This is a genomic window from Aromatoleum tolulyticum, from assembly GCF_900156155.1.
Classification (GTDB): Bacteria; Pseudomonadota; Gammaproteobacteria; order Burkholderiales; family Rhodocyclaceae; genus Aromatoleum; species Aromatoleum tolulyticum.
Genome location: NZ_FTMD01000002.1, coordinates 443,419 through 464,790, shown reverse-complemented (window position 1 = coordinate 464,790; position 21,372 = coordinate 443,419). Strand labels below are relative to the sequence as shown.

At 67.6% G+C, this 21,372-nt stretch carries 18 protein-coding genes; 7 read left to right on the top strand and 11 right to left on the bottom strand.

The window, feature by feature from the left end:
• Together BW991_RS04730 and BW991_RS04725 are read left to right on the top strand one after the other, a co-directional pair.
• Window positions 1-1,857 (top strand): 2-oxoacid:acceptor oxidoreductase subunit alpha, encoded by a 1,857-nt coding sequence (locus BW991_RS04730; RefSeq protein ID WP_076600914.1) that lies wholly within the window; start codon window positions 1-3, stop codon window positions 1,855-1,857.
• On the top strand, window positions 1,854-2,909 hold the full coding sequence (locus BW991_RS04725; RefSeq protein WP_076600913.1) for a 2-oxoacid:ferredoxin oxidoreductase subunit beta: 1,056 nt from the start codon (window positions 1,854-1,856) through the stop codon (window positions 2,907-2,909). The genes BW991_RS04730 and BW991_RS04725 overlap by 4 nt, the downstream gene beginning before the upstream one ends.
• A gap of 82 nt (window positions 2,910-2,991) precedes the next feature.
• Here BW991_RS04725 and BW991_RS04720 read toward each other — a convergent pair whose 3' ends face one another.
• The 4 genes from BW991_RS04720 to BW991_RS04705 form a co-directional block, all read right to left on the bottom strand.
• Window positions 2,992-3,834, bottom strand: a complete 843-nt coding sequence (locus tag BW991_RS04720) for a fumarylacetoacetate hydrolase family protein (protein WP_076600912.1) — start codon at window positions 3,832-3,834, stop codon at window positions 2,992-2,994.
• A gap of 51 nt (window positions 3,835-3,885) precedes the next feature.
• Window positions 3,886-4,629, bottom strand: a complete 744-nt coding sequence (locus BW991_RS04715; RefSeq protein ID WP_076601013.1) for an aspartate/glutamate racemase family protein — start codon at window positions 4,627-4,629, stop codon at window positions 3,886-3,888.
• A gap of 22 nt (window positions 4,630-4,651) precedes the next feature.
• Window positions 4,652-5,380 (bottom strand): maleate cis-trans isomerase family protein, encoded by a 729-nt coding sequence (locus BW991_RS04710; RefSeq protein ID WP_076600911.1) that lies wholly within the window; start codon window positions 5,378-5,380, stop codon window positions 4,652-4,654.
• Window positions 5,381-5,465: 85 nt separating this feature from the next.
• Entirely contained in the window at window positions 5,466-6,776 is a 1,311-nt protein-coding gene (locus tag BW991_RS04705; RefSeq protein ID WP_076600910.1) for an MFS transporter, read from the bottom strand.
• A gap of 310 nt (window positions 6,777-7,086) precedes the next feature.
• Between BW991_RS04705 and BW991_RS04700 the strand changes: the two genes are divergently transcribed.
• Window positions 7,087-7,863 carry a GntR family transcriptional regulator gene (locus BW991_RS04700; protein WP_084204959.1) on the top strand — a complete coding sequence of 259 codons (777 nt, stop codon included), beginning with the start codon at window positions 7,087-7,089 and terminating at the stop codon, window positions 7,861-7,863.
• Window positions 7,864-7,887: 24 nt separating this feature from the next.
• On the opposite strand, the gene BW991_RS04695 is transcribed toward BW991_RS04700, so the two are convergent.
• Window positions 7,888-8,643 carry a GntR family transcriptional regulator gene (locus BW991_RS04695; protein ID WP_076600908.1) on the bottom strand — a complete coding sequence of 252 codons (756 nt, stop codon included), beginning with the start codon at window positions 8,641-8,643 and terminating at the stop codon, window positions 7,888-7,890.
• Window positions 8,644-8,965: 322 nt separating this feature from the next.
• Between BW991_RS04695 and hydA the strand changes: the two genes are divergently transcribed.
• From hydA to dbpA, 4 genes are all read left to right on the top strand, one after another.
• Window positions 8,966-10,405: a dihydropyrimidinase gene (gene hydA / locus BW991_RS04690; RefSeq protein WP_076600907.1), complete on the top strand. Its 1,440-nt coding sequence runs from the start codon at window positions 8,966-8,968 to the stop codon at window positions 10,403-10,405.
• A gap of 131 nt (window positions 10,406-10,536) precedes the next feature.
• Window positions 10,537-11,715 (top strand): alpha-hydroxy acid oxidase, encoded by a 1,179-nt coding sequence (locus BW991_RS04685; RefSeq protein ID WP_170879045.1) that lies wholly within the window; start codon window positions 10,537-10,539, stop codon window positions 11,713-11,715.
• Between the two features lie 193 nt (window positions 11,716-11,908).
• A complete protein-coding gene (locus BW991_RS04680; RefSeq protein WP_076600906.1) occupies window positions 11,909-12,400 on the top strand; it encodes a hypothetical protein in 492 nt (163 codons plus the stop codon).
• 14 nt (window positions 12,401-12,414) lie between these two features.
• Window positions 12,415-13,893 carry an ATP-dependent RNA helicase DbpA gene (gene dbpA, locus BW991_RS04675; RefSeq protein WP_244551612.1) on the top strand — a complete coding sequence of 493 codons (1,479 nt, stop codon included), beginning with the start codon at window positions 12,415-12,417 and terminating at the stop codon, window positions 13,891-13,893.
• A gap of 6 nt (window positions 13,894-13,899) precedes the next feature.
• Here the strand turns inward: dbpA and BW991_RS04670 are convergent, their stop codons facing one another.
• The 6 genes from BW991_RS04670 to BW991_RS04645 all read right to left on the bottom strand — a co-directional run bounded on the left by BW991_RS04670 (window position 13,900) and on the right by BW991_RS04645 (window position 21,314).
• Window positions 13,900-14,427 (bottom strand): M48 metallopeptidase family protein, encoded by a 528-nt coding sequence (locus tag BW991_RS04670; protein ID WP_076600905.1) that lies wholly within the window; start codon window positions 14,425-14,427, stop codon window positions 13,900-13,902.
• 144 nt (window positions 14,428-14,571) lie between these two features.
• Complete coding sequence (gloA2, locus tag BW991_RS04665) at window positions 14,572-14,994, bottom strand: SMU1112c/YaeR family gloxylase I-like metalloprotein (protein ID WP_076600904.1); 423 nt, start codon at window positions 14,992-14,994, stop codon at window positions 14,572-14,574.
• Entirely contained in the window at window positions 14,991-15,269 is a 279-nt protein-coding gene (locus tag BW991_RS04660) for a SemiSWEET transporter (protein WP_076600903.1), read from the bottom strand. The genes gloA2 and BW991_RS04660 overlap by 4 nt, the downstream gene beginning before the upstream one ends.
• Before the next feature lie 29 nt (window positions 15,270-15,298).
• Window positions 15,299-18,049: a phosphoenolpyruvate carboxylase gene (ppc, locus tag BW991_RS04655; protein ID WP_076601010.1), complete on the bottom strand. Its 2,751-nt coding sequence runs from the start codon at window positions 18,047-18,049 to the stop codon at window positions 15,299-15,301.
• 170 nt (window positions 18,050-18,219) lie between these two features.
• A complete protein-coding gene (gene eno / locus BW991_RS04650) occupies window positions 18,220-19,503 on the bottom strand; it encodes a phosphopyruvate hydratase (protein ID WP_076600902.1) in 1,284 nt (427 codons plus the stop codon).
• Window positions 19,504-19,676: 173 nt separating this feature from the next.
• The gene (locus tag BW991_RS04645; RefSeq protein ID WP_076600901.1) at window positions 19,677-21,314 is read right to left on the bottom strand and encodes an NADP-dependent glyceraldehyde-3-phosphate dehydrogenase; all 1,638 of its coding nucleotides are present in this window, start codon (window positions 21,312-21,314) and stop codon (window positions 19,677-19,679) included.
• Window positions 21,315-21,372 lie beyond the last annotated feature (58 nt).

Sequence of the window (21,372 nt, the reverse complement as noted above, 5' to 3'; positions counted from 1 at the left end):
ATGAGTACCCCAGCGATCCAACACTGCAACGACTTCGTGATCAAGTTCGCGAACGTCAACGGCTCGGGCTCCGCCTCGGCCAACGAACTGTTCGCGCGCGCGATCATCCGCATGGGCGTGCCGGTCGCCCCGCGCAACATCTTCCCGTCCAACATCCAGGGCCTGCCCACCTGGTACGAGGTGCGCGTCTCCGAAGCCGGCTGGCTCGGCGCACGCGGCGGCTGCGACATGATGGTCGCGATGAACCCGCAGACCTGGGACCGCGACGTCGCCGCGATCGAACCGGGCGGCTATCTCTTCTACGACTCGACGAAACCGCTCCCGCCGTCGAAGTTCCGCGAGGACATCACCGTGCTGGGCATCCCGCTCACCGCGATGTGCAACGAGGAATACGAGGACGCGCGCCAGCGCCAGCTGTTCAAGAACATCATGTACGTGGGTGCGCTGATCGCGCTGCTCGACATGGAGTTCGCCGCGGCCGAGCAGCTCATCGTCGACCGCTACCGCGGCAAGGACCAGCTCATCAAGGCCAACGTCAATGCGCTGCGCCTGGGCTACGACTACGCGAAGCAGCACCTGCCGTGTCCGATCGGGCTCAGGGTGAAGCGCGCCGACGCCGTGGGCGAGCGGATCATGATCGACGGCAACAGCGCCTGCGGCCTCGGTGCCGTGTATGGCGGCGCCACCGTCGCGGGCTGGTATCCGATCACCCCCTCGACCTCGGTCATCGAAGCCTTCTCGAGCTACTGCCGCAAGTTCCGCACCGACCCGGACAACGGCCGCGCGCGCTATGCGATCGTGCAGGCCGAGGACGAGCTCGCGTCGATCGGCATGGTCATCGGCGCCGGCTGGAACGGCGCGCGCGCCTTCACCGCGACCTCGGGGCCGGGCATCTCGCTGATGCAGGAGTTCTTCGGCCTCGCGTATTTCGCCGAGATCCCCGCGGTGATCGTGGACGTGCAGCGCGGCAGCCCCTCGACCGGCATGCCCACGCGCACGCAGCAGTCGGACCTGCTCTCGTGCGCCTATGCCTCGCATGGCGACACGCGCCACGTGCTGCTGTTCCCGCAGGACGCGCACGAGTGCTTCAGCCTCACCGCGCAGGCCTTCGACCTCGCCGAGCGGCTGCAGACGCCGGTGTTCGTGCTCTCCGACCTCGACATCGGCATGAACGAGCAGCTGTGCGCGCCCTTCGAGTGGGACGACAGCCGGCGCTACGACCGCGGCAAGCTCATGACCTACGCCGAGCTCGAGGCCGGCAAGGACTTCGGCCGCTACCTCGATGTCGATGGCGACGGCATCCCGTACCGCACGATTCCGGGCACCCATCCGACCAAGGGTGCGTACTTCACGCGCGGCACGACGCGCAATCCGTATGCGAAGTACAGCGAGGTCGGCACCGACTACGTGTACAACATGGAGCGACTGCGCCGGAAGTTCAACACGGCCAAGGATCTCGTGCCCGCGCCGATCCTGACGAAGGCGGCGCAGCCCACGCACGTGGGCGTCATCTACTACGGCTCCACGGCGCACGCGATGGCCGAGGCCGGCGCGAAGCTCGCGGCTGACGGCATCCACGTCGATACGCTGCGCGTGCGCGGCTTCCCCTTCAGCGACGAGGTGATGCAGTTCATCGCCGAGCGCGACGCGGTGTTCGTCGTCGAACAGAACGAGAGCGCGCAGCTGCGCAGTCTGCTGATCAACGAAGGCGAAATCGATCCGAAGAAGCTCGTGCGCGTGCTGCACTACGACGGCTCGCCGATCACGGCGCGCTTCATCGCCGGCAAGATCGCCGACGCCCTGACCGACCGCAAGATCAGTCCCATCGGACAACCCCAGCGCAAGGTGGCCTCATGACCTATCTCGCCAAACCCAAACTCCACAGCGCCGATGCGCCGCGCAACGCGCTCGGCTACACCCGCCGCGACTACGAGGGCGCGATCTCGACGCTGTGTGCCGGCTGCGGCCACGACTCGATCAGCGCCTCCATCGTGCAGGCCTGCTTCGATCTCGACATCGAGCCGCACAAGGTCGCCAAGCTGTCGGGCATCGGCTGCTCGTCGAAGACGCCGGACTACTTCCTCGGCAACTCGCACGGCTTCAACTCGGTGCACGGGCGCATGCCTTCGGTGCTCACCGGTGCGGCGCTGGCGAACCGCAACCTGCTGTACCTGGGCGTATCGGGCGACGGCGACTCGGCCTCGATCGGCATCGGCCAGTTCGCGCACGCGATGCGCCGCGGCGTGAACATGACCTACATCGTCGAGAACAACGGCGTGTACGGCCTCACCAAGGGACAGTTCTCCGCGACCGCGGACAAGGGCTCGAAGAGCAAGAAGGGCGTCATCAACAGCGACAGCCCGATCGACCTCGCCTCGCTCGCGCTGCAACTCGGTGCCACCTATGTCGCGCGCAGCTTCTCCGGCGACAAGGAGCAGCTCGTGCCGCTCATCAAGGGTGCGTTGCGCCACGGCGGGCCGGCCTTCATCGATGTCATCAGCCCGTGCGTGACCTTCAACAACCACAACGGTTCGACGAAGAGCTACGACTACGTGCGCGAGCACAATGCGGCGGTGAACCGGCTCGACGTGATCCTGCCCAAGGCGCAGATCGAGGCCTCCTACCCGCCGGGCAGCCTGCGCCGCGTCGTGCAGCACGACGGCTCGATCCTGCACCTGCGCAAGGTGGGCGTCGACTACGACCCCTCGGACCGCATCGGCGCGATGAACCACCTGCAGGAGCGTCAGGCGCTCGGTGAGATCGTCACCGGGCTGCTGTACGTCGACAGCAGCGGGCAGGACATGCACACCCACCTCAACACCGTGGAGAAGCCGCTGAACCAGCTCGGCGATGCCTACCTGTGCCCGGGCAGCAAGGCACTCGAGGCGCTCAACGCGACGCTGCGCTGAAACGGCGGCAGCAAAAAGATCCCCGCCGGATGTGCATCCGGCGGGGTGAATTTCCACAAAGGAAGCGGAAAGGGGTAAGCGCTCAGTCGGCGACGACGGCGTGCTGCTGTTCGCCCAGGCCGGCAATCGCCGCGTCGATGCGGTCGCCGGCGCGCAGGTAGCGCGGCGGCTGCATGCCCATGCCGACGCCCGCGGGCGTGCCGGTGAAGATCAGGTCGCCGGGCTGCAGCGTCATCAGGCCGCTGACGTAACTGACGATCTGCGCGGGGCTGAAGATCATGTTGGCGCTGTGGCTGTCCTGCATGCGCTCGCCGTTCACCGCGAGCCGCATCGCCAGTTCGCCGGGGCTGGCGAGTTCGTCCGCGGTCGCGAGCCACGGGCCGATCGGCGCGAAAGTGTCGAAGCTCTTGCCCTTGGTCCATTGGCCGCCGCGTTCGAGCTGCCAGTAGCGCTCGGACAGGTCCAGGCCCGTCATGTAGCCGGCGACGTGGCTCAGGGCCTCGCCGACCGCGACGCGACGCGCCGTCGTGCCGATCGCGATCACGAGTTCGAGCTCCCAGTCGGTCTTCTCCGAGCCGGGCGGCAGGACGATCGCGTCGTTCGGACCGCAGATCGCCGTCTGCGCCTTCATGAACACGATCGGCTCTTCCGGGATCGGCAGGCTGGCTTCACGCGCATGGTCGGCGTAGTTCAGGCCGATGCACACGATCTTGCCGATGCCGGCGAGCGGCGCACCGAGGCGGGTGCCGGCAGGCACGACGGGGAGGCTGCGCGGATCCAGTCCGCGCAGCCGCGCGAGACTGGACGGGGCGAGGGCTGCGCCGTTGAGTTCGGGCAGCACGCCCGACAGGTCGCGGATCTTGCCCTCGGCGTCGATCAGTCCGGGGAGTTCCTTCCCCGGATCTCCGAAGCGAACGAATTTCACAGCCGTTCTCCTTGAAGGGCGAGGAGGCTGCGCACGCCCGCGCGGCGAGCCTCACTCATGGTTGATCCAGCGCGCCAAGGGCTCGGCGATGCCGATGCAGGGCTTCGCCCCGGGGCGCGCAAAGGTGCCTTGCACGGCCTTGCGCGGGTTCAGCGCGACCAGCGTCTCGGCCTGCTTGACCGCGGCTTCGACGCAGTCGACGACGGGTACCGGGATGCGGTCGCGCACGCGGCGTGCGAGACCCGCGAGCGGTGCCCCGGCGAGCACGACGACGTCGGCGCCATCCTCGCTCACGGCCTGCTGCGCGAGTTCGACGAGCAGCGCTTCCTTCTCGTCCTGCACGTCGGAGATCGAGCGGAAGTTGCCGCCCAGCGCGCGCACGCCCGCGCAGCGCTCGCGCAGGCCGTGCCACGCGATGCACTCGTGATACCAGGGTTCGAGCGACTGCGAGAAGGTCACGATTGCGAAGCGCTTGCCCAGCATGCACGCGGTGAGCATGCCGGCTTCGGCCAGGCCGATCACCGGGATCGGGAACAGTTCGCGCGCGCCGCCGAGGCCGGGGTCGCCGAAGGCGGCGATCACCGCCGCGTCGACGCCGGTGTGCATCTCGGCGAGCATTTCGAGCGCCACGGCGCCGCCGATCACCGCTTCGGCGCGGGTCGCGATGTAGGGTACGCCGCGCGGGGCGGTCGCGGTGACGAGTTCCGTGTGCGCGCCCGCCACGCCCATCGCCGCGTTGGCGATGCGGTCGGTGACGCTCTGCGAGGTGTTGGGATTCAGCAGCAGGATTTTCATCTTCGATCCATCCTTTTTCACTTTAGGCCACTTCGCGGAACAGGCGACCCCAGCCCTTGATCGCACGCGTGTCGATGCCGGCCATGCGCAACTGCTTCCAGACGACGGTCGACACCGTGTCGTACAGCGGGATGCCGGTCTCGGCTTCGAGTTCGTCGGCGAGCTGGGCGGCGCGCAGGTTGGTGCAGAAGGTCGTGATCGCTTCGGGGCGGGACTTCGCCACGTCGCGCACCATCGTGCGCAGCGTGTCCTCGGTGACTTCGGCAAAGTCGAAATTGACGCTGATGCCGAGGTGCTGCTCGGACGGCACTTCGATGCCGAGTGTCGCGTAGTTGGCGACGATGCGCGCCTGTACGTCGGGCACGTAGGGGGTGGCGAGGCCGAGCTTCTTGGTGCCGGTCTTGGCGAGGATCTCGTTCAGCGCGAGCACGGAGGTCGTCGCGGGGATGCCGGTGACTTCGGTGATGCGGCGGCACAGCTGCACGTCGCGCTCGAAACCGAGCCAGCCGGAGGAGGTGCCGCTCCAGCCGATCGAGTCGACGTGGGCATCCGCGAGCAGCTTCGCGGCTTCGAGGATCTTGGTGTCGTCGAACTGGCCGAGGGCCTGGTCCCTGAGCGAGATCTCGGTGACGGTGAAGCGGGAGAAGTGCGCGGACACGCCCGGCACTTCGGCGACGATGGCGCTGGTGAGCGGTTCGAGGGAGGTGTTGGAGGAGGGCGTCAGCACGCCCAGGCGGATGCGTTTGCTCATGGGAATCCTCGTTGGAATCCGATCGGGGGAGGGGGTCGGGGGTGGGGACCCGCGGCAGGCAATCACCGCGGGCCCCCGGGGGAGATCAGACCGGAATCTTCTTGTCGTAATCGATCAGCATCGTGGAGCAGATGAACAGGCCCGCGCCGGCGCCAGCGAACAGCATCAGCGCCATGTAGTACGAGCCGGTCGCCTGGACGATGAGGCCGACGAGGATGGGTACGCCGATGCCCGCGCAGTTGCCGCCGAGGTTCATCACGCCGCCGAGGAAGCCGACGCGGTTGCGGGTGCCGAGGATCGACGGGACGCACCAGAACAGGCCGCACCAGCGCAGGAAGAACAGCGTGACCGACAGCATCACGACGACGGTGACCGGATCGGTGATCTTCGCGACGCTGTAGATCGACACGGTGGCGATGATCGACGAGATGCCGAACAGCGTGCGCAGCACCTTGCCCTGCGAGGCGCCCGATTCCTTCCACTTGTCGGCGATCCAGCCGCCGATCAGCTCGCCGACGAAGCCGGCGAAGAACATGATGAACACCGCGCCGCCCATCTGCTTGATGTCGAAACCGTGCTGCTTCGACAGGTAGTTGGGCATCCAGGTCAGCAGGCCGTAGAACAGCGCGTTGAAGCACATCCAGCCGAAGAACATGCCCCACACCGAGCGGTAGCGGAAGAATTCCATGATCTTGCCGCTCGTCACCTTCGGCGACGCGGCCAGTTCCTTGGCATGCGCTTCCTCGATGAACTCGGCTTCGGCGTCATTGACCCCCGGATGTTCGCGCGGATGGTTGCGGATGTAGGACCAGGCCCAGAAACCCGCGAGCACGGTGCCGACACCGGCGATGACGAAGGCCGCGCGCCACGAGCCCATCACGGCGATCAGGCCCGAGATCAGGATCGCGCCGAGTGCCGCACCCAGCGGGGCGCCGCCGTCGAGCAGCGTCGCGCCGCGGCCGCGCTCGTTCTGCGTCATCCAGATCGCGTTGAGCTTGCCGCCCGCCGGGTAGATCGGCGCTTCGGCCGCGCCCAGTCCGAGACGCGTGATCAGCAGGCTGACCCAGCCGGTGCACATGCCCGCGATGGCCTGGAAGAAGCCCCAGCCGAGCGTGGCTCCGGCGATGACATGACGCGGGCCGTATTTGTCCGCGAGCATGCCGCCGGGGATCTGCATGAAGGCATAGGTCCAGAAGAAGGAACTCAGCAGCAGGCCCTGCGTTGCGGGGCCGATGTCGAATTCCTTGGCGATCATCGGCATCGCGACCGACAGCGAGGCCCGGTCGATGTAGTTGATCGAGATGAGGAACAGCATCATCAGGAAGATCCGCCAGCGGACCTTCGTCTGCGTTTCCGGTACCGCTGCCGCCCGGTCGAGGGCTATTTCGGCTTTCATGTGGTGTCTCCTTTCCACAGCTTGGATGAGTTTTGGCCACTTCGCCACGGCCTTGCGACCGTGGCGGCGCCTCCAAAAGGCTTGACGCTGCCTGTGCGGAGCGGGTGCCGGATCACGGCCTCGCGCCATTTCTACTTTTTCGGTTGCCGGGTCGTGCCCGAAGTGTCGACCGGATAGGTCGCCGCCCGGAGATGACTCGTCACCGCTGTGAGACGAACTATAGAAGTGATGCCGACACGTAGTCAAGAAATTGTCGACAAAAAAGTTTATAGTTCGCTAACAATGAAATTGCATCGAACGAGAGAGCAGCATGAGGACAAGACAGATACTTCAGGATGGCTCTGGCACACCGGAACGGCCGCAGGAGATCCGGGGCGCGAAGGTGGTGCGCCTCGGGCAGCAGAGCCGCGCAAAAGCGGCGGTGGGGGCCGACGCCGAGGCGATCTATCGCAGGATTCTTTCGGCGATCATCGAGCATCGCCTCGCACCGGGCCGCAAGCTCGTCGAGGAGCGGCTGGCGGCGGTGTTCGGCGCCAGCCGCGCGATGATCCGGCAGGTGCTCACGCGCCTGTCGCACGAGATGGTCGTGACGCTGGTGCCGAACCGCGGAGCGTTTGTCGCCGAGCCCACGGTGGAGGAGGCGCGCGAGGTGTTCGAGGCGCGGCGCCTGATCGAACCGGCGCTGGCGCGCAAGCTGGCGCTGTCGGCGACGCCGGCGCAGCTCGCGCGGCTGCGTGAGCTGGTGGCGGCGGAGGAGAAAGCGCGGGCGCAGCGCGACCGCCAGCAGGTGATCCGGCTGTCGGGGGAGTTCCACCTCGAGATCGCGGAGATGGCGGGCAACGCGATACTCGCGCGGCAGATGCGCGAACTCACGCTGCTGACCTGCCTGATCATCATCCTGTACGACTCGCCGGTGGGGCGGGCCTGCCCGGAAGACGAGCACCGGCGCCTGCTGGAGGCCTTTGCGCAGCGCGATCAGGACACCGCGGCGGCGTTGATGCTGCATCACCTCGATCACGTCGAGCAGTCGCTCGACATCAGCCTCGCGGCGCAGGACGACGACGATCTGGAGCGGATCTTCTCCTGAGCGGCGACGCGGTACGGGCGGGGTTCAGCCCGCCAGCGCGGCTTCCAGGTCGAGTTCCTCGGGGCGGCCGCGCGAGAGGTCGAGGCAGGCTTCGACGTGTTCCAGGTGTTCGGCCATCAGGCGGATCGCGGTGGTCTCGTCGCCATCGGCGAGGGCCTGCGTGATCTCGGCATGCTCCTGGTCGCGGCAGGCGGGCACCGTGGGGGCGTCGTAGAGGAAGATGATGAGACAGGTGAGGGACGCCAGCTCGTGCATCAGGCGCGCAGCGAGGGTGCTGCCGGAGAGCTCCGCGAGCAGCACGTGGTATTCGCCGGACAGGCGGATGATGGCGCGGCGGTCGCGCGCGGCGCGGGCGGCCTCCTCGGCTGCGACGTGGGCGCGCAGGCGGGCGATGATCGCCGGGTCCTTCTTCGCGACGATGCGGTGCACGACCAGCGCTTCGAGCGGCCGGCGGACTTCGAAGACCTCGCGCGCTTCCTCCACGGTGGGCTCGGCGACAAAGGCGCCGCGGTTCGGATGCAGCACGACCACGCGCTCCAGCGCCAGGCGTGCCAGTACCTGGCGCACGCGCGCGCGGCTCACGCCGAAGATCTTCGCCAGCTTGTCCTCGCCGAGCTTGGTGCCCGGCGGCAGGCGGTGCTCCATGATCGACGTGATGACCCGCTCGTAGATCTCCTGGTCCGACGCGCCGCCTTCGCCATCGTTCGCCGGGCGCTCGTCCTGCAAGGGGGCCGGCGCCGATGCGCCTGCGCCACTTCGTTTGACCGTCTTCTTCTGCATGCTGGAGTCCTGCGCCGGAGGGGCCCGCAAGGTCGGGCCGAGGCGGAAATTCTACGGTTCGTGCCGATGCGCTAGCAAGAAATGCCGCTGGCTGTCGGCATTCGGACAGCCTTTTTGCCGCAGTGCGGCGGGGCGCGAACGCAGGGGTCGAAATCCTCCGCACGTTTTGGGTTGAGTTTTTGGTAATAACGCCGCTATTGCATGTTGAAAAAAATATCGATAAATTGTCGACAAAAGATATATTGATATTCGACATGCGTGGCGACTCCATGTGCGGAGTCCGGGCGCGTCGAACAAGACCCCAATAAACATGGAGACAACAATGGACGGTTTCGACCTGGTGGTGCGCAACGCCCACGTCGTGACGGCAGCCGACGAGTTCGACTGCGACATCGGGATCCGCGACGGCGTGATCGCTGCGCTGGGCAGGGACCTGCCGGCGGGCCGCAAGGAGATCGACGCTGCCGGCCGTTACGTGATGCCGGGCGGCATCGACGGCCACTGCCACCTCGACCAGCCGATGAACGACGGCACGAAGATGGCCGACGACTTCTACAGCGGCACGCTGTCGGCCGCCTGCGGCGGCACGACGACGGTGCTGCCGTTCGCGTGCCAGTTCAAGGGCCAGTCGCTGCGCGCCGCGGTGGACGACTACCACGCGCGTGCGGGGGGCAAGGCGGTGATCGACTACGCCTTCCACCTCATCGTCAGCGACCCGACGCCGGACGTGCTCAAGCGCGAACTGCCCGAACTGATCGCCGAAGGCTACACGTCGTTCAAGATCTACATGACCTACGACGACCTCAAGCTCAACGACCGCCAGATCCTCGAGACGCTCGCGGTCGCGCGGCGTGAGGGGGCGATGGTGATGATCCACGCCGAGAACACCGACTGCATCGCGTGGCTCACCGAGCAGCTGCTCGCGGCGGGTCACACCGCGCCGCGCTTCCATGCGGCGTCCCGTCCGATGCTGGTCGAGCGCGAGGCGACGCATCGGGCGATCTCGCTCTCCGAACTCGTCGATGTGCCGGTGCTGATCGTGCATGTATCGGGCCGCGAGGCGGTCGAGCAGATCCGCTGGGCGCAGGGACGCGGCCTGCAGGTGTATGGCGAAACCTGCCCGCAATACCTGTTCCTGACCAGCGAGCATCTCGAAGGCGAGGACCTGCACGGCGCGAAGTGCGTGTGCAGCCCGCCGCCGCGCGACAAGGCGAACCAGAAGGTGGTGTGGGACGGCCTGGAGAACGGCGTGTTCCAGATCTTCTCGTCGGACCACGCGCCGTTCCGCTTCGACGACCCGCAGGGCAAGAAGGCGGCGGGCGAGAACGCCTCCTTCGACCAGATTCCGAACGGCATTCCGGGGTTGGAGACGCGCATGGCGCTGCTGTTCTCGGAGGGCGTGCTCACCGGCCGCATCGACCCGCAGAGCTTCGTCGCGCTGACCTCGACCAACGTCGCGCGCCTCTACGGCCTGTACCCGCGCAAGGGCAGCATCGCGGTGGGTTGCGATGCGGACATCGTGATCTGGGACACCGATGTCAACGTGACGATCCGCAACGAGATGCTGCACCACAACGTCGATTACACGCCGTACGAGGGCATGCATCTGAAGGCGTGGCCGGGGGTGACGATCTCGCGCGGCGAGGTCGTGTGGGCCGACGGCAGGGCGCAGGCGCAGAAGGGGCGCGGGCGCTTCCTGGAATGCACGAAGCCGCTGCCGGCGCGGCCGAAGAGCGAGCGCAAGCTGGTGCGGGAAGGCTAGGGTACAAAGTCGCGCCCGATTCACCGGTGCGCGATGCGCACGCTGTGATGCGTATCATGATGCGCGGCTAGCAAGCGAAGTCCGCCTCCGGTATCGTGGGGCGGACTTTTTTCTTCGGGGCCGGCCACTCGATGCCGATGCGCAAACTCTACCGGGGCGGCGATCCGCGTCGCGCCCAGAACATTGCCGAACTGCGCGCGATGGCCGCCGCGCGCATCCCGAACTTCTGCTTCGAGTACCTCGAAGGCGGCGCCGACGACGAGCTCACGCTGCGGCAGAACCGCGCGGGCTTCGACGCGATCAATTTCCAGCCGCGCACGCTGGTCGATGTGTCGGAGCGCGACCTTGGCTGCGAGCTGTTCGGCGAGCGCATCGCGATGCCTGCGATCATCGCGCCGACCGGCTTCAACGGCCTGCTCTCGCACGAGGGCGACCTGATGCTCGCCGAGGCGGCGCGAGATGCCGGCATTCCGATGTGCCAGAGCATGGTGTCGACGGTTTCGCTGGAGCGCATCGTCGAATGCGGCGTTCGCCACTGGATGCAGATCTACCCGTTCAAGGATCGCGAGAACCTCGCCGGCGTCGTCAAGCGCGCCGAAATTGCGGGCTCCGAGGCGATCGTGCTGACGACCGACGTCGCCGCCTTCGGCAACCGCGAATGGGACCGGCGCAACTACCGAGCGCCGATGAAGCTCAACCTCGACAACATGGTGGATGTCGCGACGCGCTGGCGCTGGCTGTTCGACGTGCTGATCCCGCACGGCATGCCGCGCTTCCGCAACCTGGGCGACTTCCTGCCACCGGGGCAGGACAGCGCGCGCAACGCGGCGACTTTCCTGTCGAGCCAGATGGACCCGTCGCTGAACTGGGACGACGTCGCGTGGCTGCGCGACCTGTGGCCGCGCAAGCTGATCGTGAAGGGCATCCTGCGGCCGGACGACGCCGAGCGCGCCAAGCAGTTGGGCGTGGACGGGCTGGTCATCACCAACCACGGCGGGCGGCAGCTCGATACCTGTGTGGCGCCGATCGACGTGCTGCCGGAGATCCGCGAGGCGGTCGGGCCGGACATGACGCTGATCATCGACAGCGGCCTGCGGCGCGGCAGCGACTTCGTGAAGGCGCGCGTATTGGGGGCGGATGCGGCGATGTCGGGCCGCGCGACGCTGTATGGCCTTGCGGCGGCGGGCAAGCCCGGCGTGGCGCGGGCGCTGGAGATCCTGCGCTCGGAGATCGACCGCACGCTGGCGCTCCTCGGTTGCCCGGTGCTGACACGTCTCGGGCCGGATTGCGTGCGCCTGCCGCTGCGCTGAGGGAAGGTATGCTGCGGCGCACGCCGCGCAGTGCAACTTATTGACGTCGCGGGCGTTCCGAACGCTTACACTCTCGCCCTTGGCGGATATTTCCGGCGTCTGCCGCGGGCCTTGCGCATCCCTTGCGGGCCGCGGCCGTTGCGCGATGCGCCTCTCGCCGATTCATTTTCCTGCAGCTTCTGAAAGGTATTCGATGCACCCGCTTCACGATATTGACGCACTCCTCCTGCTCGCCCTGGCGCTCGCTTCGAAGCGGCGCCCGGCCGAGCTTGCCGAAGTCATCGCGGCAGTCGATCTGCTGCAAGGCGCGATCCCGTCCGAGGCGAAGCTGGCCGAGTCGTTCCTGCGCCTGGCGACGAACGGGCTCGTCTGTGCGGAGGAGGGGCGCGTCTCGCTGAGCACGGCCTCGCAGGCGATCGTGACCGGCCTGCCGAAGAAGGCGGATACGGCCGAGCGGATCTTCGAAGTCCGGCAGCGACTCGCCGCCCACGTCGCACAGGACGTGCAGGAAGCGGCCATGCCCACGATCGAGCAACTGAGCGCCGCGATTCTTGCGCACCGCGCCTCGGGGCAAGGGACGGGCAAGAACCTGCTGATGCCCAAGCCTAAGACCCCCGAAACCGAGAGGAAGCGCGCGGGCCACTGGCGCAAGCCGCTCGGCGCGGCGCGTCGGCGCAAGGGCTGAGGCGCAAGGTGAGCATGAGCGAATCGATTCCGGTGCAGGTGGCCCCGGCCGCTGCGGATGCGACCGAGGCGGCGCCGGGTCCGACCCCGGCTGCGCTGGGGCCAACCCTCGCCGGGCAGTCGTTCCGCGAGCTGCCGCTGTCGCCCGCGCTGCTCGCTACGCTGGAGCAGCTCGAATACCGCACGATGACGCCGATCCAGGCGGCCAGCCTGCCGCTGGCGCTCGCCGGCCACGACTTGATCGCGCAGGCGAAGACCGGCAGCGGCAAGACCGCGGCCTTCGCGCTGACACTGCTCACCAACCTGAACCCGCGCCGCTTTGCGGTGCAGGCGATGGTGTTGTGTCCGACGCGCGAGCTGGCCGACCAGGTGACGCAGGAGATCCGCCGTCTCGCGCGCGCCGAAGACAACATCAAGATCCTGGCGCTGTGCGGGGGTACGACCATGCGCCCGCAGCGGGCGAGCCTGGAACACGGCGCGCACATCGTCGTCGGCACGCCGGGACGCATCATGGATCACCTCGATCGCGGCAGCCTGCGGCTGGATGCGCTCAACACGCTGGTGCTCGACGAAGCCGATCGCATGCTGGACATGGGCTTCTACGACGACATCGCGTTCGTCGCGAGCCAATGTCCGACGCGCCGCCAGACCCTGCTGTTCTCCGCCACCTATCCCGAGGGAATCGACCGGCTCGCGCAGCAGTTCCTGCGCAACCCGCAGCAGGTGAAGCTGACCGAACAGCACGAGGGTAGCAAGATCCGTCAGCGCTTCTACGAGATCAAGCACGAGGAGCGCCTGCAGGCCGTCGGTACGCTGCTCAAGCACTACCGCCCGGTCAGCACGCTGGCGTTCTGCAACACCCGGCAGCAGTGTCGCGATCTGGTGAAGGTGCTGCACGACCAGGGCTTCCATGCGCTGACGCTGCACGGCGAGCTCGAGCAGCGCGAACGCGACCAGGTGCTGATCCAGTTCGCCAACCGCAGCTGCTCGGTGCTGGTGGCCACCGACGTGGCGGCGCGCGGGCTCGACATCGCGCAACTCGAAGCGGTCATCAACGTCGACGTCACGCCCGATCCCGAAGTCCACATCCACCGCATCGGCCGCACTGGCCGTGCCGACGAGGATGGCTGGGCGCTGACGCTGTGCAGCCCGGCCGACAAGCGCCGCGTGGCCACCATCGCGCAGATGATGGGCAGCGAACCGGAGTGGCACGGCCTGGGTTCCCTGCAGGGCGGGGACGAATCGCCGCTGGTGCCGCCGATGGTGACCCTGCAGATTCTCGGCGGGCGCAAGGACAAGATCCGCCCCGGCGACGTGCTCGGCGCGCTCACCGGGGAGGCGGGCTTCACGCGCGAGCAGGTCGGCAAGATCACCGTGACCGACCAGACGACCTATGTCGCTGTCGTGCGCGAGATCGCACGCGAAGCCGTGCGCCGGCTGTCCGCGGGCAGGCTCAAGGGCAAGCCGGTGAAGGTGCGCGCGCTGGCCGACTGATCCCTGTCAGGCGGCGGCCGACCACAAGGGGTGACCGGTGGCGTCGAGGTGGCAGAGGTAGGCGCGCACGTCGAACTCCAGCTGGTGGTAGTCCGGCTCCATGTGGCAGCACAGCTGGTAGAAGGCCTTGTCGTGCTCGCGCTCGCGGATGTGCGCGAGCTCATGCACGACGATCATGCGCAGGAAGGCTTCCGGCATGTCGCGGAAGACGGTCGCGACACGGATCTCGCACTTCGCCTTGAGCTTACCCCCCTGCACGCGTGATACGCGGGTGTGCGTGCCGAGGGCATGCTGGATGACCTGCAGCTTGCTGTCGAAGGCGACCTTGCTCAACTGCCCGGCATTGCGCAGGTATCCGCCCTTGATGTCCTGCACGTAGTCGTACAGCGCCTTGTCGGTGCGCACGCCGTGGGCCTGCGGGTACTTGCGCAGCAGCAGTTCGGCGAGCCGGTCCTGCCCGATCAGGTCGCGGACCTGGGCGGCGAGGGCGGGCGGGTAGCCCGCGAGGTAGTCGGGAGCGGTTCGGGGGCGCATGGGCGGTCGAGTGTTGCGAAGGCCGCGATTGTAGCGGTGAGCGGTACAGGGCCGCAGGTTTCGTAGGGCGGGAGGAGCCGAAGGCGTATCCCGCCACGCGGCCGTCGGGCGGGAACTCCGGTCGGAATGGCGGGATACGCTGCGCTACTCCTGCCCTACGAGGTCGGTGGATTCGTACAACTCCAGCGGCAGGCCGTCCGGGTCGGCGAAGAAGGTGAAGCGCCGGGCGGTGAGCTCGTCCGTGCGGATCGGTTCGACGGCCACGTTGCGGGCTTCGAGTGCGCGCACGGCGGCGTCGAGGTCGGCGACCGCGAAGGCGAGGTGGCGCAGGCCGCAGGCTTCGGGGCGGGAGGGGCGCGCCGGCGGTTCGGGAAAGGAGAAGAGTTCGAGCTGCGTGCCGTCGGGCAGCGCGAGGTCGAGCTTGTACGAATCGCGCGCGGCGCGGTAGGTCTCGGCGACGACGCGCAGGCCGAGCACTTCGGTGTAGAAGTGTTTCGAGCGCGCGTAGTCGCTGCAGATGATCGCGACGTGGTGAACGCCGGCGAGGGCGACGGCGAGGTCGCTCATTTCCGCCGCTCCCGGCGTTCCCGGTCGTAACGGATCTTCATGCACAGGATGCTGAGCGCGAAGAACAGCGTGACGACGTTCGCGAGGGTCACCGGCCACGAACCGACCAGGACGCCGTAGGCCAGCCACAGCGCGACGCCGGTGGAAAACACGCTGTACATCCCCAGCGAGATCGCACGAGCGTCGCGCGTGCGCCAGATATGCAGCGCCTGGGGCACGAAGGAAGCGGTCGTGAGGATGGCGGCGAGGTAGCCGATGGCGTCGGTCGGGTTCATGGCGGGGTGTGGTTCGCTCGGGGGGCGGATTATCCGCTGTTGCGCAGGCCGGCGGCGATGCCGTTGATCGACAGGTGGATGCCGCGGCGGATGCGCTCGTCGTCGGCCCCGTCGCGGTGACGGCGCAGCAGCTCGACCTGCACGTGGTTGAGCGGGTCGAGGTAGGGGAAGCGGTTGCGGATCGAGCGCTTGAGCAGCGGGTTCGCGTCCAGCAGCTCGCGCTGGCCGGTGATCTTCAGCAGCGCGGCGACGGTCGCTTCGTGCTCGGCGCGGATGCGCGGGAAGATCGCGTCGCGCAATGCGGCGTCGCGCACGAGGCCGGCGTAACGGCTCGCGATCCCGATGTCGCTCTTCGCCAGCACCATGTCCATGTTGGAGAGCAGCGTCGCGAAGAAGGGCCAGTCGCGATGCATCGCCCGCAGGCGCTCGAGGCCGGCGGCGCCGTGGCGTTCCAGGTAGGCGTCGATGGCGGCGCCGAAGCCGAACCAGCCGGGCAGCATCAGGCGACATTGCGACCAGCTGAACACCCAGGGGATCGCGCGCAGGTCCTCGATCGCGAAGGTCTTCTTGCGGGCGGCCGGACGCGAGCCGATGTTGAGCTGGGCGATCTCGTCGACGATGGTCGATTCGCGGAAGTACTGCTCGAAGCCGTCGGTCTCGTAGACCAGCGCGCGATAGGCGCGGAAGGCGGCTTCGGAGAGTTCGTCCATCGCTTCGAGGAAGTCTGCGCGCGGCGCCGGCTCGTCACCCGACAGGAGCGTCGCTTCGAGCGTCGCCGCGACCAGCACTTCGAGGTTGCGTCGGCCGACTTCGGGGTTGCCATACTTGGCGCCGATGACTTCGCCCTGTTCGGTGAGGCGGATCTGCCCCTGCACCGCGCCGCCGGGCTGGGCGAGGATGGCCTGGTAGCTCGGCCCGCCGCCGCGGCCGACCGAGCCGCCGCGGCCGTGGAAGAGGCGCAGGCGGACATCGTGGCGGCGGAAGACTTCGACCAGCGCGATCTCGGCCTTGTAGAGTTCCCAGCCGGAGGTGAGGAAGCCGCCGTCCTTGTTCGAATCCGAGTAGCCGAGCATGACCTCCTGCGTGCGGTCGCGAGAGGGGAGGAGGCGCTTCCACGTCGGCAGCGAGAGCAGGCGGTCCATGACCGGGCCGCTCGCCTGCAGGTCGGCAATGGTCTCGAAGAGCGGGATCACGTTTACCGCGAGGGTGTTGCTGCGCGGATCGAGCAGGCCGGCCTCCTTCAACAGCACGGCGAGTTCGAGCATGTCGGACACGCCGTCGGTCTTCGAGATGATCGCGTTCGGCACCGCTGCGGGGCCGTAGCGGCGGTGCGCCTCGCGCGCCATGCGGAAGATCGCGAGTTCGGAGGTGGTCTCGTCCGAGTAGGTGTAGTGCGGCGAGTGCAGCGGCCGTGCGCTGGCAAGCTCGGCCACCAGCAGCGAGATGCGTTGTTCCTCGTTGAGTTTGCCGTAGCGGGTGCCGGGCTGGGCGACTTCCAGCAGTTCGGCAACGACGCGCTCGTGCACGTCGGAATTCTGGCGCAGGTCGATCGGCGCGAGGTGGAAGCCGAACACGGACACCGCGCGGCGGATGTGGCGCAGGCGGCCGCGGGCGAGATCGGCCGAGCCGTTGGCGATGAGCGAGCGGTGCACGATGCCGAGGTCGACGGTGAGCGCCTCGGGACTCGGGTAGGCGTCGACCTGTGCGGCGGGGGGCTGTCCGCCGAGCAGGGCGTGACGGGTGACGGCGAGGCGCGCGCGGATGCCGACGACGGCGCGGCGATAGGGCTCGTCGCTGCGATGCGGCGAGCGGTCGGGCGAGGCGTCGGCGAGCGCCGTCAGTTCGTCGGAAGCGGGGACGAGGAGCGACGCGAGCGAGAGCTGCGAGGCGAGGATCTCGAGTTCGTCGAGGTAGTAGTCGAGCACGCGCGCGCATTGCATCGCCAGCGCCTGTTCGAGCATCGCCGCGGTGACGAAGGGGTTGCCGTCGCGGTCGCCGCCGATCCAGCTGCCGACTTGCAGGAAGGCGGGCAACTCCTGCCCGGCGAGATGCTGGTCGCGCTCGGTCAGGTGATCTGCGAGCCGGTCCTCGATGTTCGCGTAGAGTCGCGGCACTTCGCGCAGGAAGGTGGTGTCGTGGTAGCCGAGCCCGTTGGTGACTTCGTCGATGACGGTGAGCTTGGCCGGGCGCAGCATGCGCGTCTGCCACAGCGTCAGCACGCCGCGGCGCAGCGCGTCGTCGCTCTCGCGGCGCTCTTCGGGCGTGAGCACCATGCGGTCGCGCTGGTCGAGCAGGCGCGCGATCGCGGTCTGGCAGTTGAGGATGCTCTTGCGCTGCACCTCGGTCGGGTGCGCGGTCAGCACGGGCACGACCTGTGCGGTGGCGAAGAAGCCGGCGAGGGCCGCTGCGTCGAGGCCGGCGTCGAAGGCGCGGTTCATCGCGTGTGCGAGGCTGCCTTCGCGCGGCGCCGAGCCGGCGATCAGGTGCGCGCGCGAGCGGCGGATGTGGTGCTGGTCCTCGGCGAGGTTCGCGAGGTGGGAGAAGTAGCTGAAGGCGCGCACGACGTGCAGGGTATCGTCGCGCGAAAGGCGGTCGAGCGCGAATTCGAGCTCCGCGCGGGCGCCGTGGTCGGCGTCGCGGCGGAAGCGGATCGAGTCGCGGCGGATGCGTTCGATGAGCTCATACACCGCCTCGCCCTCGCGGGCGCGCACGGTATCGCCGAGCAGCCGGCCGAGCAGCCGGATGTCGTCGCGCAGGGCCTGGTCCTTGTCCGGATGCAGGTCGGAGGGGAGAGCAGCGTTCACGGCGGAGCTCCGCAAGGCGAACGGCCCGCCGCTCGGCGGGGCCGTATGGAATAAAAAGGACCGGCATCACCGCCAGGGAGTGAGCGTTAATGCGATGCCGGTTGGAGAGCAATCGTTGTGTTTCTGCGCGACGTGCAACGCGAGGTTCAGCGCGCGCCGAACGCCTTCGAGCCGGCGAAGCGCGCGGCGGTGCCGAGTTCGCGTTCGATCGCGAGCAGGCGGTTGTACTTTTCGACGCGGTCGGAGCGGCTGGCCGAGCCGGTCTTGATCTGGCCGCAGGCGGTCGCCACCGCGAGGTCGGCGATCGTCGTGTCGCCGGTCTCGCCCGAGCGGTGCGAGACGATCGACGCGTAGCCCGCGCGGCGCGCCATCTCCATCGCGGCGAGCGTCTCGGTCAGGGTGCCGATCTGGTTGGGCTTGATCAGGATCGCGTTGGCGATGCCCTTCTCGATGCCGGCCGCGAGGATCTCGGTGTTGGTGACGAAGAGGTCGTCGCCGACGAGCTGCACACGGCGGCCGAGGCGATCGGTCAGCACGCCCCAGCCCGCCCAGTCGTCCTCGGCCATGCCGTCCTCGATGCTGACGATCGGGTAGTCGCCGACGAGGTCCGCGAGGTAGCCGCAGAACTCGGCGCGCGAGAAACGCTTGCCTTCGCCTTCGAGGTGATAGGACTCGTCGCGATGGAATTCGGAGGCGGCGCAGTCGAGTGCCAGCGCGATCTGCGATCCGGGCTTGTAGCCGGCGCGTTCGATCGCTTCGAGGATCAGGTCGAGCGCTTCGCGCGTGCCGCTGACATTGGGCGCGAAGCCGCCTTCGTCGCCGACCGAGGTCGGGAAGCCCTTCTTGTCGAGCAGCGTGCGCAGTGCATGGAACACGCCGACGCCGGCGCGCAGCGCGTCGCCGAAGCGCTCGAAGCCGTGCGGCACGATCATGCATTCCTGAATGTCGAGGCTGTTGTTCGCGTGCGCCCCGCCGTTCATCACGTTCATCAGCGGCATCGGCAGCGTGAAGCCGCGCGAGGCGTCGCCGAGATGGCGGTAGAGCGGGATGCCCTGCGCGTGCGCGGCGGCGTGGGCGGTGGCAAGGGACACCGCGAGCAGCGCGTTGGCGCCGAGCTTCGATTTGTCGGTGCTGCCGTCGAGCTCGCACAGCAGCGCGTCGATCGCGCCCTGGTCACGGGCGTCACGGCCCTTGAGCGCCGCGGCGATCAGGCCTTCGACGTTGGCGAGTGCCTTCGTCACGCCCTTGCCGCCGAAGCGGGCTGCGTCGCCGTCGCGCAGTTCAAGCGCTTCACGCGCGCCGGTCGAGGCGCCCGAGGGGACGGCGGCGGTTCCGGCATGGCCGGAGTCGAGGCGCACGGTCGCCTGCAGGGTGGGGTTGCCGCGGGAGTCGAGGATTTCGAGGGCTTCGATCGAGGTGATGTTCGTCATGGTTGTGTGTCTGATAAGGGAGCAGTTAATCGCACAGAAGGCTCGGTCGGCATGGACTGCTCCCTCCCCTTCAAGGGGAAGGAACCTTCTAATCGTGCCTTGCGAAGTCCGGTCGTCGCCATTCCTCCCCTTGAGGGGGAGGGAGAGGCTGTGCGAACGCGACGAAAGTTCCGTTACAGGATGAAGCGCGTGTTCACGAAGTTCGACTTGTTGCCGAGCACGATGCTGTCGAGGAGCTTCTTCGACGCCTCGGTCTGCTTGGCGGCGACCATCGTGCGGATCGAGAACGAGCGCAGCGCGTCATGCACCGACAGCGTGCCTTCGGCCGAATCCTTGCGGCCGGCGAAGGGGAACACGTCCGGGCTGCGCTGGCACTGCGCGTTGAGGTTCACGCGGCACACCTGATTGACGAGCGGATCGACGAGGTGTGCGATCTGGTCCGGGTCGGTGCCGAAGATCGACACCTGCTGGCCGTGGTCGGAGCTGATCACGTAGTCGAGCGCGGTCTCGATGTCTTCGAAAGGCGCGACCGGGATCACCGGGCCGAACTGCTCCTCGCGGTAGAGCTTCATGCCGTCCTTCACCGGGAACACCACCGCCGGGTAGAACAGTGTCTCGACCGAGGCGCCGCCGTTCTCGTTGAGCACCTTCGCGCCCTTGGCGACCGCGTCGTCGATGCACTCGTTCATGTACGACACCTTCGCCATCTCGGGCAGCGGCGTGATCGTCACGCCCTTTTCCCACGGCATGCCGATCTTCAGCTTGCCGATCTCCTCACTGAAGCGGCGCAGGAACTGGTCGGCGATCGCCTGGTGCACGAGGATCATCTTGATCGCCGTGCAGCGCTGGCCGTTGAACGAGAGCGAGCCGGCGATGCATTCCTTCACCGTGAGCTCGATGTCGGCATCCGGCAGGATGATTGCGGCGTTCTTCGCCTCCAGGCCCAGCACCGCGCGCAGGCGGTTGGTCTTCGGGTGTGCCTTCTTCAGCTGGTCGGCGACCTTGCTGGTGCCGATCAGCGCCAGCACGTTGACCTTGCCTGAGCTCATGATGTGCGGCACGACGACGCTGCCCTGGCCATACACGATGTTGATCGCGCCCGCCGGGAACGCGCTGCGGAAGGCTTCCAGCATCGGGTAGTACAGCAGCACGCCGAAGCGCGGCGGCTTGAACAGCACGACGTTGCCCATGATCAGCGCCGGGATCAGGGTCGTGAAGGTCTCGTTCATCGGGTAGTTGTATGGGCCCATGCACAGCACGATGCCTAGCGGCGAACGGCGGATCTGCGCGATCGTGCCGTCGACGATCTGGAAGCGCGAGTTCGCGTTGTCGAGGTTCTTCAGTTCGGCGATGGTCGCCTTGATGTAGTCGATCGTGCGGTCGAATTCCTTCTCCGAGTCGGCAAGGCTCTTGCCGATCTCCCACATGATCAGGTTCACGATCTCGCGCCGGCGCGTGACGATCTGGTTGGTGAAGTTCTCGACGCAGGCGATGCGGTCGGCGACCGACATCGTCGGCCATTGGCCGCGACCGTTGTCGTAGGCGGCGACCGCGGCGGCGATGGCGGCGTCCGCCTCGGCGGTGCCGGTGACCGGGAAGCTGCCGAGCTCGACGTGCGTCAGGCTGCCGTCGGCAGCGCGCAGCGCGACCGGGGAATGCACCGGGCGGGTCTCGCCCTTCCAGATCTGCATCTCGCCGTTGAGCAGGATGGCGCGCTGGTGCAGCGGCGCGAGGATGCGGCACTCGGCGGGAATGTCGGCTTCGGTTGGGAACAGGGAATGCAGGCGGGCTTGGATGGCGTTGGCGTTCATGTCTGTCTCGTTTTCGCTTGAATGCGTCTCTCGCAGGGAGGATGAGCCGAAGGCGTTA

Coding starts and splice junctions, on each gene's coding strand:
- BW991_RS04730 (WP_076600914.1), top strand. CDS start 1: ATGAGTACCCCAGCGATCCAACACTGCAACGACTTCGTGATCAAGTTC.
- BW991_RS04725 (WP_076600913.1), top strand. CDS start 1,854: ATGACCTATCTCGCCAAACCCAAACTCCACAGCGCCGATGCGCCGCGC.
- BW991_RS04715 (WP_076601013.1), bottom strand. CDS start 4,629: ATGAAAATCCTGCTGCTGAATCCCAACACCTCGCAGAGCGTCACCGAC.
- BW991_RS04710 (WP_076600911.1), bottom strand. CDS start 5,380: ATGAGCAAACGCATCCGCCTGGGCGTGCTGACGCCCTCCTCCAACACC.
- BW991_RS04705 (WP_076600910.1), bottom strand. CDS start 6,776: ATGAAAGCCGAAATAGCCCTCGACCGGGCGGCAGCGGTACCGGAAACG.
- BW991_RS04700 (WP_084204959.1), top strand. CDS start 7,087: ATGAGGACAAGACAGATACTTCAGGATGGCTCTGGCACACCGGAACGG.
- BW991_RS04695 (WP_076600908.1), bottom strand. CDS start 8,643: ATGCAGAAGAAGACGGTCAAACGAAGTGGCGCAGGCGCATCGGCGCCG.
- hydA (WP_076600907.1), top strand. CDS start 8,966: ATGGACGGTTTCGACCTGGTGGTGCGCAACGCCCACGTCGTGACGGCA.
- BW991_RS04685 (WP_170879045.1), top strand. CDS start 10,537: ATGCCGATGCGCAAACTCTACCGGGGCGGCGATCCGCGTCGCGCCCAG.
- BW991_RS04680 (WP_076600906.1), top strand. CDS start 11,909: ATGCACCCGCTTCACGATATTGACGCACTCCTCCTGCTCGCCCTGGCG.
- dbpA (WP_244551612.1), top strand. CDS start 12,415: ATGAGCGAATCGATTCCGGTGCAGGTGGCCCCGGCCGCTGCGGATGCG.
- BW991_RS04670 (WP_076600905.1), bottom strand. CDS start 14,427: ATGCGCCCCCGAACCGCTCCCGACTACCTCGCGGGCTACCCGCCCGCC.
- gloA2 (WP_076600904.1), bottom strand. CDS start 14,994: ATGAGCGACCTCGCCGTCGCCCTCGCCGGCGTTCACCACGTCGCGATC.
- BW991_RS04660 (WP_076600903.1), bottom strand. CDS start 15,269: ATGAACCCGACCGACGCCATCGGCTACCTCGCCGCCATCCTCACGACC.
- eno (WP_076600902.1), bottom strand. CDS start 19,503: ATGACGAACATCACCTCGATCGAAGCCCTCGAAATCCTCGACTCCCGC.
- BW991_RS04645 (WP_076600901.1), bottom strand. CDS start 21,314: ATGAACGCCAACGCCATCCAAGCCCGCCTGCATTCCCTGTTCCCAACC.